Genomic DNA, 12,392 nt, shown 5'->3' on the forward strand with positions numbered 1-12,392 from the left:
CCCCTGCCGTACGGAGGTAGGAAGTGCATCACGACCCGGCTGAGCTGATCGCCATCGTGGGGATGGCGGGGCGATTCCCCGAGGCTCCCGACACGGACCGGTTCTGGGACCTGCTCATGGACCGCGGCGACGCGATCCGCCCGATCCCGTCGGCCCGTTGGAAGACCGACCAGCCCCTGGACCCGGAGAAGGAGATCCAGGGCCACGGAGGCTTCCTCGACGGCATCGACGAGTTCGACGCGGCCTTCTTCGGGGTCTCGCCGCGCGAGGCGGAGGTCCTCGACCCCCAGCAGCGGCTGATGCTGGAGACCAGCTGGCTGGCGCTGGAGGACGCCGGAGTGCCCACGGCGAGCCTGAGCGGCACCCGGACCGGCGTCTACTTCGGCGGCCTGTGGCAGGACTACGAGCGGCTGCGCGAGGACCGCGGCGCCCGCCCGACCCAGCACTCCATATCCGGCAACGCCCTCGACATGCTGTCCGCGCGGATCTCCTACTTCCTCGGTCTCACGGGCCCCAGCCTGACCCTGGAGACCGGCTGCTCCTCCTCCCTCGTCGCCCTGCACCTGGCCTGCCAGGCGATCCGGGCCGGCGACGTCGACGGCGCGCTGGTCGGCGCGGCCAACCTGATGCTCACGCCGGACGTCACCATCGGCCTCACCCACTTCGGCGGCCTCTCCCCCAAGGGCCGGTGCAGCGCCTTCGGCGCCGGCGCGGACGGCTTCGTACGCGGCGAGGGTGTGGCCGCCGTCTACCTCAAGACCCTGGAGCGGGCCCGCCGGGACGGGGACCGCGTGCACGCCGTGATCGTGCGCACCGCCTCGAACAACGACGGCGGCGGCACCAGCCTGGTGACGCCCAGCCTGGCCGGCCAGGAGGACCTGCTGCGCCGCGTCTACGCCGACTCCGGCATCCCCGTCGACCGGGTCGCGTACGTGGAGGCGCACGGCACCGGCACCCGGGCGGGCGACCCCGTCGAGGCGACCGCCCTGGGCCGGGTGCTGGGGCAGGCCCCCGAGCGGGCGGGCCGGCCGCTCGGCATCGGGTCGGTGAAGACGAACATCGGGCACCTCGAACCGGTGGCCGCGCTCGCCGGTCTCTTCAAGGCCGTGCTCTCGCTGAAGCACGGCGTCGTGCCGCCCAGCCTGCACTCCGCCGAGCTCAACCCGGACATCCCCTTCGGTGAACTGGGCCTGGAGGTGGTGCGGGAGCCGCTGCCGCTGCCCTCGGACGGCGGCCCGGTCTACCTTGGCGTCAGCTCCTTCGGCTGGGGCGGCACCAACGCCCACGCCGTGATCACCGCGGCGCCACCGGCCACCGAAACGGCGGACGGACCGGCGCCGCAAGGCCGCGGCAGGGCGCCCTTCGTCCTGCCGCTGAGCGCCCACAGCCAGGCGGCCCTCGTCCAGCGCGCCCGCGACGTCCGCGAGGCCTTGGACGTCCCCGGCGCCGACCCGCGGGAGATCGCCGCCACCCTCGGCTGGCAGCGCGACCAGTTCCCCTTCCGGGCGGGCCTCGTCGCCACGGACGGCGAGGGCCTGCGCGCGGCGCTCGACGCCTACGCCGCCGACCCGGAGGCCACCTCGTCGGGCACCGTCGGCGGCCGGGCCCGCGACCGCGGCCGTACCGCCTTCGTCTTCCCCGGCCAGGGCTCGCAGTGGGCCGCCATGGGCGCCCGGCTGTACGCCGAGGACCCGGGGTTCGCCGCGGTGATCGACCGGTGCGCCGCGGCCCTCGCCCCGCACACCGACTGGTCCCTGACCGAGGTGCTCACCGGCCGCGACGGCGACGCCTGGATGGGCCGCGTCGACATCGTCCAGCCGGTGCTGTGGGCGGTCTCCGTCGCCCTGGCCGCCGCCTGGCGCGCGGCCGGTGTGCAACCGGACGTCGTCGTCGGGCACAGCCAGGGCGAGATCGCCGCCGCCACCGTGGCCGGGATCCTCTCCCTGGAGGACGCCGCCCTCGTCGTGGCCCGGCGCAGCGCCGTGCTGCTGCGCACCGCCGCGGGCACCGGCCGGATGCTCGCCGTCGACCTCGACGCCGACGCGGCCGCCGCCGCCCTGGAGGGCTTCGAGGACTGCGTGGCGCTGGCCGTGCACAACGGCCCCAGCTCCTGCGTGCTCTCCGGCGACGGTGACTCGGTGCTGCTGCTGAAGGAACTCCTGGAGGCGGACGGCACGTACTGCCGTCTGATCAACGTGGACTACGCGTCCCACAGCCCGCTCATGCTCGACCTGACCGACGAACTGCACGAGGTGCTCGCCCCGGTCCGGCCCGGCGAGGGCTCGATCCCCCTCATGTCCACGGTGCGCGCCGCGGAACTGGCGGGCCCGGAGATGGACGGCGCGTACTGGGTGGAGAACCTGTGCCGCCCGGTGCGCTTCGCACAGGCCCTGGACGCGCTCCTCGACGAGGGCGTCACCCATGTCGTGGAGGTCAGCGCGCACCCGGTCCTGGTACCGGCGCTGGAGCAGATCGGCGCGCTGCGCAAGGAGCCCCCGGCCGTGCTGGGCACCCTGCACCGCGACCGCGGCGCCCCCGAGGACCTCGCCGAGAGCTTCGCGCAGGGCCACGTCGCGGGCCTGACGGCGTACGGGCCGCGCCCGACCTCGCGCGACGCGGGAGTGCCCGCGTACCCGTGGCAGCGCGAGAGCTACTGGGTCGGTGCGCCGCAGCGCGGAGCGGGCCGCTCGGCCGCGTTCGCCTTCCCGCTCGCCCCGCTGCCGACCGAGGCCGGCACCTGGCACGGCACCACGGAGATCGGCACCGGATCCCATCCGTGGCTGGCCGACCACCAGGTGCACGACGCCGTCGTCGTGCCCGCCGCGGCCTCGATCGAACTGTGCCTCGGCACGGCCGCCGCCCGTACCGGCGGTGTCCCGCAGTCGCTGCGCGGCCTGTCCTTCCTCAGCGACATGACCCTCACGGACGGCGGGCTGCACCTGGGCGGCGTCTGGCGGGAGGACGCCGGCGAGGGCGCCGGCCTGGAGGTGCTGTCGCTGCCCGACGGCGCCGACAGCTGGACGCGGCACATGACGGCGCACGCCTCCTACCGCTCCGAGCAGGCGGCCCCGCCGGTCTTCCCCACCGACCTGCTGAGGGAACCGGCCGTCGACGGAGCCGCGTTCTACCGGTCCTGCACCGCCCGCGGGCTGCGCTACGGCCCGGCCTTCCAGGGCGTGACCGAACTGCGCGTGCACGGCGACGAGGCCCTCGGCCGGGTGACCCTGGCCGAGCAGTGCCGGCCCGGCGCCCGCCGGTTCGTCCTGCACCCCGCCCTGTGGGACGGGGCGTTCCAGGTCTCCCTCGCGCTGTGCGGGCACGAGGACACCGTGGTGCCCGTCGCGATCGAGCGGCTCGCGCTGCTGCCGGGGCGGCCCTCGGACCTGACGGAGCTGTGGGTGCACGCGGTGCACCGCCCCGACGGGCTCTTCGACCTGGCCCTGTACGGGCCGGACCGCCAGCCGGTGGCCCGCGTCAGCGGGCTGGAGCTGCGCCGCCTGCGCACGGGCGAGCGGTCCGGACCGGCCCCCGAGCGCGTGCACCGCTTCGGCTTCCGCGAACGCCCCTACGCGGGACCGGGACCGGACGCGGAGCAGGGGCCCTGGCTGGTGTGCGGACCGGACTCGGCCCGCGCCGCCGTCGTCGAACTGGCCGGTGCGCTGGGCGGGACCGCGGTGACGCTGCCGCGGGCCTGGGCCGACGGAACGCAGGCCTGGGCCGAGGCGCTGCGGGCCGCGGACGGCGGGGAGGTCGTGTTCGTCGCCCCGGACCGTGCGGCGGGCGAGGAGGAGCAGCGGGCGGGCCTGCCGTCTCTCGGCGCGCTCGCCGGGGCCTGTGCGGACCGGCCGGTGGCGCCCCGCCTGACGGTGCTGACCACGCGGGCCCAGGCCGCCTCGGCCACCGAGGCGCCCGACCCGGGAGCCGCCCTGTACTGGGGTTTCGTACGGGTCCTGCAGGGCGAGCACCCGGGGCTGGCGGCGCGGCTGGTGGACACCGCGGGCGATGACGGGTGGGCGGTCGGCGTCGTACGGGAACTGCTGGACGCCGAGCGCGAGGACCAGGCCCTCAGCCGCGGGGAGCGGCGCCTGGCCGGCCGGCTGGAGCGCGGCGGGCACCGCCCGGACGACTCCGCCGCACCGCTGCCGTACACGGGCCGCCAGCCGTTCCGGCTGCACCCGGGCCCGCGGCCCGGCCTGTGGGAGTCCCTGCGCTACCTGCCGCTGGTGCGCCGCCGGCCGGGGCCGGGCGAGATCGAGATCGAGGTGGACGCGGCCTCCCTCAACTTCATCGACGTGATGAAGGCCGTGGGCACCTACCCCGACGAGGCCGGCGGCAAGGACCTGCTCGGCGGGGACTGCTCCGGCCGGGTCGTCTCGGTGGGCCCCGGCACGACCGGGTTCCGCGTCGGCGACCGGGTGGTGGCGTGCATCTTCGGCGCGATCGTCTCGCACGTGACCGTCCGCGCCGACCACGCACGGCCGGTGCCGGAGGGGATGACGCAGGAGGACGCCGCCGGGCTGCCGCTGGTCCTGGCGACCGCCTGGTACGCGCTGCACGACCTGGCCCGCACGGAGCCGGGCGAGACCGTCCTGGTCCATTCGGCGGCGGGCGGCCTGGGCCTGGCCGCCGTCCAGGTGGCCCGGATGCTGGGCGCCGAGGTCATCGCGACGGCGGGCAGCGCCGCCAAGCGCGCCTACCTGCGGGAACTGGGCGTCGAGCACGTCTTCGACTCGCGCGACCTGTCCTGGGCGGACGCCGTGCTGGAGCGCACGGGCGGCCGGGGCGTCGACGTCATCCTCAACTCGCTGACCGGCGCGGCCATCGCGCGCGGACTGGAGGTGCTCGCCGAGGACGGCCGGTTCGTCGAGGTCGGCAAGAAGGACATCCACGGCGAGCGCACGCTGGGCCTCGCCCCCTTCCGCAAGGGCGTCAGCTTCGCGGCCGTGGACCTGGAGGGGCTCGTCATGCGGCGGCCCCAGCGGTTCGCCCGCCTCTTCCGCGCGGTCTGGGACGAGGTGGAGGCGGGCCGGCTCACGGCCCTGCCCGTCACCCAGTACGCCTTCGACAACGCGGCCGAGGCGCTGCGCGCCATGTCGCACGGCGACCACATCGGCAAGTTCGTGCTGTACGGACCGCAGAGCGTCGAGCGGGTGGTGGCGGACCCGCTGCCGTACGGCCGGTTCCGCGCCGACGGCACCTATCTGATCACCGGCGGCCTGGGCGACCTCGGACTCTCCCTGGCCGAGCACCTGGTGGAGCGCGGGGCCACCGCCCTGGCCCTGCTGGGCCGTTCGGCGCCGTCCCAGCAGGCCGCGGACCGCATCGCGGCGCTGCGCGGGGCCGGCGCCCGGGTCGCGGTGGTGCACGCGGACGTCGCCGACGCCACCTCCCTGGACCTGGCGCTCGCCCGGGTGCGGTCAGAACTCCCTTCGCTGCGCGGCGTGTTCCACGCGGCGGGCGTCCTCTCCGACGCCGTCGTGCGCAACCTCGACGCGGACGACGTGGCCCGGGTGCTGGCGCCGAAGGTCGACGGCGCCGCCGAACTGGACCGGCTGACGGCGAACGATCCGCTGGACCTCTTCGTGCTGTTCTCCTCGGCCGCCGGGCTCGTCGGCAACGTCGGCCAGTCCGCCTACGCGGCGGCCAACACGTACATGGACGCGCTGGCCGCGGCCCGGCGGGCCGCGGGCCGGCCCGCGCTCAGCGTCCAGTGGGGCACCTTCGACGGCATCGGCCTGGCGGCCCGGTCCGCCGAGCGCGGCGAGCGCCTCGCGGACCGCGGCATGGACGGCTTCGAGGCCGCCGAGGCCTGGCGGGCGCTGGAGTCGTTCCTCGCGGACGGCGAGAGCGTCGTGGGGTACGTGGCCCTGGACCCGCGCCGCTGGTTCGAGACGTACCCGGCGGCGGCGGGCCTGCCCAGCTGGAGCCTGCTGCGCACGACGAAGGAGCCGGGCGCCGGCTCGGGCGGCGACTTCCGCCAGTTGCTGGGCGGTTGTCCCGAGGAGGAGCGGCACGCGGTGGTCGAGGAGCGCGTACGGCAGCTCGCCGGCCGGGTGCTGCGGCTGTCCGCGGACTCCATCGACCGCGAGACGCCGCTCAAGTCGCTCGGACTGGACTCGCTGATGAGCCTGGAGCTGCGCAACCGGCTGGAGGCCGACCTGGGGCTGCGGCTGTCGCCGACGCTCCTGTGGACGTACGGGGCGCTGCGGCCGCTGGCCGGCGCGCTGGTGGAGCGGCTCGCGGAACAGGAGGCCTGACGGTGGAACAGGACAGCGGCAAGGCGGCGGGCGCGGTCCGCGCCACCCCGGTCAGCCGGGCCATGGAGACGATCCGCGCCCTGCGCGAAGAGCTGGCGGCGCTGCGGGGCGCCCAGCCGGTCGCCGTGGTCGGCGTCGGCCTGCGGGCCCCCGGCGGCATCGAGGACCTCGACGGCTACTGGTCGGCACTGGCGTCGGGGACGGACGCGGTGCGTCCGATCCCGCAGTCGCGGCGGGCCCCCTTCGGGGAGGCCTGGGACGAGGTGCCGCACCGGGGCGGGTTCCTGGACGAGGTACTGGAGTTCGACGGTCCGTTCTTCGGTGTCGCGCCCCGCGAGGGGCGCTCCCTGGACCCGCAGCACCGGATGCTGCTCGAAGTGGTCTGGGAGGCCCTGGACGACGCCGGCATCCCCGCCGGCCGGGCGGCGGCGGCCGCGACGGGCCTGTACGTGGGCATCACCGGCCAGGACTACCGGGAGTGGATGCGCGAGGGGCCCGACTCGTACTGGGCGACCGGCAACGGGCACTGCTTCTCCGCCGGGCGGCTCGCGCACACGCTGGGCCTGACCGGCCCGGCCATGGCCGTGGACACGGCCTGCTCCTCCTCGCTGGTGACCATCCACCTGGCGCGGCAGGCGCTGCGCAGCGGGGAGTGCGACATCGCGGTGGCCGGCGGGGTGAACCTGGTGCTGTCCCCGCACGCCACCGCGCTCGCGGCGCGCACCGGCGCCCTGTCCCCGGACGGGGTGTGCCGTCCGTTCGACGCGCGGGCCAACGGCTTCACCCGTTCCGAGGGCTGCGGCATCGTGGTCCTCAAGCGGCTGGCGGACGCCGTGCGCGACGGCGACCGGGTGCACGCGGTGATCCACGGTTCGGCGGTCAACCACGACGGGCGGGCCTCCGGCTTCACCGCGCCCAACGTGCTGGCGCAGACCCGGCTGGTGGAGCGGGCGCTGGCGGAGGCGGGCCTGGGCCCGGCCGACATCGGCCATGTGGAGGCCCACGGCACCGGTACCTCGCTGGGCGATCCGATCGAGGTGGAGGCGCTGGCGGCGGCCCTGGGCCGGCCGGGCGGCGCGGGGGCGCCGGTCCTGCTCGGCTCGGCCAAGGCGAACCTGGGCCACACGGAGTCGGCGGCGGGTGTGCTGGGCCTGATCAAGGCCATGCTGAGCCTGCGGCACCGGGCGGTGCCGCCGGTACCGCACTTCACCACCCTGAACCCGCGCATCGACCTGTCGGGGACGGGGTTTCGCATCCCGACCGAACTGGAGCCGTGGCCTGCCGGAGCCGGCGCGTACGCGGGCGTCAGTTCCTTCGGCATGAGCGGCACCAACGCGCACGTCGTGCTCGGCGCACCGGACCCGGCCCCGGGGACGGCCGCGGGCCCGGCCGCGGCTGCCCCCGTGGCCGTGACCGGCTTCGAGGTGTCGGCCCGGACCCCCGCCGCGCTGCGGTCCTACGCGGGGCGGCTGGCCGCCCGCCTGGCCGGCATCAAGGACGAGGAGTACGCCGCCTTCGCCTACACCGTCACGCACGGCCGTACGGCCCTGGCCACCCGCATCCGGGTCGAGGCGTCCGACCGGCACCGGGCGGCGGCCGCCCTGGACGCCGTCGCCGGGGGCCTGACCCCGCCGGAGGTCCGGGAGGTCGCGGCGGACACGGCACCCGGGTTCGCGGACCTGCCCCGGCGCGTCGTCGACCTGCCGGCGTACCCGTGGGAACGGCGGCGCTACGCCCCGTTCGACGCGGAGCGCCCGCCCGCGGGCTGACCGCCGGCGGGTACGCGCGAGGGCCGGTCCCGGACGGTGGTCCGGGACCGGCCCTGCCTGCGCGGCGCCGTCCGGTCAGGCCGCTGCCGCGTCCTGGATCAGGGCGACGACCGCAGCGACCGTCAGGTCCTTGGTCAGCGCTTCGAGGGGGACGTCGACGGCGAACTCGCGCTTGACGGAAGCGGTGAGCTCGACGACGCCGAGCGAGTCGATCTCCAGCTCCTCCAGCCTGGCCTGGTCCGTGATCGCGTCGGGCTCCGCCCCGAAGTCGACGAGTTCGCGCTCGACGAAGGCACGGACGGAAGCAAGATCGGCGGGCTGGGGCACGACATCCTCGTCTCTGAATCCTGAGCAGTGAAACGCGCAGCAGCCTAACAAGAAGCGGACTGCACCCGGCTAAAGCGACCCTTTCATCCGGCTGTCCGCGGCACTAAATCAGCCTTGCCCACCCCGTCGACCCCTCCTATATTCCCGGTGAACGCTCGGCCGAGACGTTCAGAGATGGAGACGTGCACATGCTCCGGATGCTGCTGAGGCGGCTTCTCCTCATTCCGCTCAAGCTCGTCCTGCGGCCCCGCGTCAGCGGCGTCGACAACCTGCCGAAATCCGGCCCGTTCATCATCGCGGCGAACCACTTGTCCTTTTTCGACTCGATATTCATCGCGCTGTTGGTCCCGCGGCACCTCTACTTCGTGGGCAAGCAGGGCTGGCTGGAGATGCCGGGCCTCAAGGGCCGGCTGCAGGGCCTGTTCTTCCGCTCCGTCGGGATGATCTCCGTGGACGGCACGAGCGGCTCCGCGACCATGGCGGGCCTGGAGACCTCCCTGCGGATCATGCGCGAGGGGCACGGGGTCGGCGTGCACATCGAGGGCACCCGGTCGCCCGACGGCCGCCTGTACAAGGGGAACACGGGCACGGCGTGGATCGCGCTGCGGAGCGGGGCGCCGGTGGTCCCGTGCGGGCTGACCGGCACGGAGCGGGTGCACCCGGCCGGCGCCAAACGGCTCTACGTCTCCCGCTTCGACGTCCGCTTCGGCACCCCCATGACCTTCCCCGAGCACGCCGGGCGCGAGGACGACCGCCGCGTGCGCCGGACGGTCACGAATCGGATCACCCAGGAGATATCCGCTCTGACCGGCCAGGAATACGTGGACACCTATGCCGCCACGGTCAAGAGCCGGGCGGCGGAGGAATCCCGGACCACATCGGCAGCAAGCGCGGAATAAGAAGGGCTTTAGTCTCCGCCGATAGTCTCGATTCGAGCGCGACTCGACCACCGAGAGAGGTTCTCGTGAAGATTCTCCGCCAAGAAGACAAGAAGTTCGGCGTAACCGTCGAGGAATTCGATCTCAGCACCGCCACGGAAGCGGATTTCGAAGAGATCAAGAACCGCGTCTACAGTGACAAGATCGTCGTGCTGCGCAACCAGCACCTGTCCTCCCCGGAATTCGCCGAGCTCGGCCGCCGCCTGGGCACCGTGGAGACGTACTACGAGCCCATGTACCAGCACCCGGAGGTCTCCGAGATCTTCGTGTCCTCGAACGTGACGAGCTCGGACGGCACCCAGGTCGGCGTCCCGAAGACGGGCAAGTTCTGGCACGCGGACTACCAGTTCATGCCGCACCCCTTCGGCCTGACCCTCATCTACCCGCAGGTCGTCCCCAAGAAGAACCGCGGCACCTTCTTCATCGACATGGGCCGCGCCTACGAGGGCCTGTCCGACGAGCTGAAGCACGCCGTCGAGGGCACCCGCGCGGTCCAGAACGTCAGCCGCTACTTCAAGATCCGCCCCGAGGACGTCTACCGCCCCGTCGGGGAGCTGGTCGACGAGATCCAGGCCAAGACGCCCCCGTCGCCCCACCCGACCGCCTTCAAGCACCCCGCCACCGGCGAGAGCGTCCTCTACATCAGCGAGGGCTTCACCACCGGTCTGATCGACGCGGACGGCAACGCGCTGGACAAGTCCCTGCTGACGGCCCTCCTGGAGTCGAGCGGCCAGCTGGACGACACGTTCGAGCACGAGAACATCCACCTGCAGACCTTCGAGCAGGGCGACCTCCTCGTCTGGGACAACCGCAGCCTCGTCCACCGGGCACTGCACACCGCCACTGCGGAGCCCGCCGTCTCGCACCGCGTGACCGTGTACGACCAGTACCCCTTCTACGAGGGCATCGGCGCCTGACGCGGTGCACGCTCCCGCCGGCCCCCCACGAGTCCCGCTCTACAGAGGTGAAGAATGACCGCTCCCCAGTGCCCGGTCGCCCATGAGGTGTTCGACCAGCAGTACATGCGCGACCCCTACGGGACCTATGCGTCCCTGCACGAGAAGGGGCCCGTCCACCGCATCATGACCCCCGAGGGCTTCCCGGCCTGGCTGGTCACGGGCTTCGAGGAGACCCGGGACGCGCTCGCCGACCGCCGGCTCGCCCGCAGCATCGAACACGCCGGGGAGGACTACCGCACGCTCCCGCTCCCGGCCGAGTTCAGCACCAAGACCGTCGCCACCGAAGACGGCGCCGAGCACATGCGGCTGCGCAAGTTCATGAACAAGTCGTTCGCGATCAAGCGCGTGCGCGCGCTGCGCAAGCGCGTGGTCGAGCTGACCGACGGCTACATCGACGCGATGGGCGAGTCCGGCGAGACCGACCTCATGACGGCGATCGCCCTGCCCCTGCCGATCACCATCACCGGCGACATCATGGGCGTCCCCGACGAGGACCGCGCGAACTTCCAGTACTGGACCGACTCCATGCTGGGCATCAACACCGAGGTCGTGCGCGAGGCCGGCGCGACGATGCTGGGCTTCCTCAAGCGCCTCATCGACGACAAGCGCGCCAACCCGGGCGACGACATCTTCTCCGACTGGATCGCCTGGACGGACGACGACGGCAAGCACCTCGACGACCACGAGCTGATCGGCCTGGGCTTCATGGTCCTGCTCGGCGGCTACGACACCACCGTGGGCATGATCGGCGGCGGCATGCTCGCCCTGCTGGACGACCGGCCCAAGCTGGAGCGGCTGCGGGCCCACCCGGAGCAGATCCCGGACGCCGTCGAGGAGCTGCTGCGCCTGTACGGCACCGCCCACACCGGTGTTCGCCGCTTCGCCACCGAGGACATGGCAATCGGCGGCGTGGAGATCAAGAAGGGCGACGTCGTCCTGTGCTCCATGGGTGCCGCGGACCGTGACCCGCTGCGCTTCGAGAACCCGGACGAGGTCGACTTCGACCGGCCCAACCTCACGCACATCGCCTTCGGCCAGGGCCCGCACTACTGCCCCGGATCGGAGCTGGGCCGCATGGAGATCGCCATCGCCATCGAGACCCTGCTGCGCCGCCTGCCCAACCTGGAACTGGCCGCGCCCGCCGACTCCGTCCAGTGGCGCGAGGCGTACCTCATCCGCGCCCCCAAGGCCATTCCGATCCGCTACTGACCATGACCGACACCGAACTGCTGGCGCAGGTGCTCAAGCCCTACCGGGAGCACTGCCAGTACCTGAAGTCGTGCGAGGTGGCGGTAGGGGGTGACGGGCCGGCCGGGCTGGTGTCGGCCCGCTGCGAGTTCGAGATCCCCGAGTCGTGCTACATCGACGACACCGGGCACTTCAACTCGGTCGAGTTCAACATCTGTTACAACCAGATGCTGTACTACGTCATCGCGAAGTCGGTGCAGGACGGGCTCCTGGAGTCCTTCGCGCACTGGTCCATGGAGGACTACTGGCAGCGCCAGCTGGCCGACTTCCTCATCACCGACTTCCGCAGCACCTTCAAGCGGGCCATGCGCGGCCGTCACTTCTCCGGCGAGATCCAGATCCTGGACGTCGTGGAGTGGGAGGGCAGCGACATCCGCGAGCCGCTGCTCGTCGTCCACACCGCCTGCCGGTACTGGGACGCGAGCGGCGGCAACTGCCACGGCGAAGTGAAGATCGCCATCACCCATCCGACGACTGCGGTGCAACGATGACCATCGACCCCCGTGCGGCCGACCGTTTCCGGCGGCTCCCCCGGTCGGAATGGCGGACGGAGCTGGAGGCCCTCGTGGTCCGGGAGTTCCGTACGGCCCTGCTGATGACCGGGGACGAAACCGTTCCGCTCGACGAGAACTACTTCGACCTGGGCCTGACCTCGCTGCGCGCCACCGAGATCAAGCAGCGGCTGGAGGCCGGTCTCGGCGTCACGATCGACACGTCCGTGCTCTTCGGCAGCCCGACGGTCGACCGGCTCCTGGACCACCTGCTCACGCAGCCCCTGGACGGTACGCCGGCACCCGGCCCGGCGCTCCCCGCCGCGCCCGCCGCACCCGACCTGCGCAAGTCCCTGGTGGACGACCTGCTGAGTGACCTCTACCAGGCCTGACCACGTCTCTC

Annotated in this window: 8 protein-coding genes; 7 read left to right on the forward strand and 1 reads right to left on the reverse strand. The window is 73.2% G+C overall.

Going from position 1 to position 12,392, the window contains the following annotated elements:
• The first annotated feature begins 23 nt into the window (after nucleotides 1-23).
• Nucleotides 24-6,257, forward strand: coding sequence for a type I polyketide synthase (locus AB0F82_RS10710; protein ID WP_362625616.1), 6,234 nt, complete (start codon nucleotides 24-26; stop codon nucleotides 6,255-6,257).
• A gap of 2 nt (nucleotides 6,258-6,259) precedes the next feature.
• Nucleotides 6,260-8,026, forward strand: a complete 1,767-nt coding sequence (locus AB0F82_RS10715) for a beta-ketoacyl synthase N-terminal-like domain-containing protein (protein WP_356812696.1) — start codon at nucleotides 6,260-6,262, stop codon at nucleotides 8,024-8,026.
• A 75-nt stretch (nucleotides 8,027-8,101) separates the two neighbouring features.
• On the opposite strand, the gene AB0F82_RS10720 is transcribed toward AB0F82_RS10715, so the two are convergent.
• Nucleotides 8,102-8,353 (reverse strand): acyl carrier protein, encoded by a 252-nt coding sequence (locus AB0F82_RS10720; RefSeq protein WP_030649152.1) that lies wholly within the window; start codon nucleotides 8,351-8,353, stop codon nucleotides 8,102-8,104.
• A 188-nt stretch (nucleotides 8,354-8,541) separates the two neighbouring features.
• Between AB0F82_RS10720 and AB0F82_RS10725 the strand changes: the two genes are divergently transcribed.
• From AB0F82_RS10725 to AB0F82_RS10745, 5 genes are all read left to right on the forward strand, one after another.
• Entirely contained in the window at nucleotides 8,542-9,252 is a 711-nt protein-coding gene (locus tag AB0F82_RS10725) for a lysophospholipid acyltransferase family protein (protein WP_362625619.1), read from the forward strand.
• Between the two features lie 65 nt (nucleotides 9,253-9,317).
• Nucleotides 9,318-10,208, forward strand: a complete 891-nt coding sequence (gene scoE / locus AB0F82_RS10730; protein WP_362625621.1) for a (3R)-3-[(carboxymethyl)amino]fatty acid oxygenase/decarboxylase — start codon at nucleotides 9,318-9,320, stop codon at nucleotides 10,206-10,208.
• 54 nt (nucleotides 10,209-10,262) lie between these two features.
• Nucleotides 10,263-11,459, forward strand: coding sequence for a cytochrome P450 family protein (locus AB0F82_RS10735; RefSeq protein ID WP_362625623.1), 1,197 nt, complete (start codon nucleotides 10,263-10,265; stop codon nucleotides 11,457-11,459).
• A gap of 2 nt (nucleotides 11,460-11,461) precedes the next feature.
• Entirely contained in the window at nucleotides 11,462-11,989 is a 528-nt protein-coding gene (locus AB0F82_RS10740; protein ID WP_356812700.1) for an FcoT family thioesterase, read from the forward strand.
• Nucleotides 11,986-12,381, forward strand: coding sequence for an acyl carrier protein (locus AB0F82_RS10745; protein WP_362625625.1), 396 nt, complete (start codon nucleotides 11,986-11,988; stop codon nucleotides 12,379-12,381). The genes AB0F82_RS10740 and AB0F82_RS10745 overlap by 4 nt, the downstream gene beginning before the upstream one ends.
• Nucleotides 12,382-12,392: the final 11 nt, after the last annotated feature.

It is taken from the genome of Streptomyces virginiae, assembly GCF_040638905.1.
Taxonomy (GTDB): domain Bacteria; phylum Actinomycetota; class Actinomycetes; order Streptomycetales; family Streptomycetaceae; genus Streptomyces; species Streptomyces virginiae_B.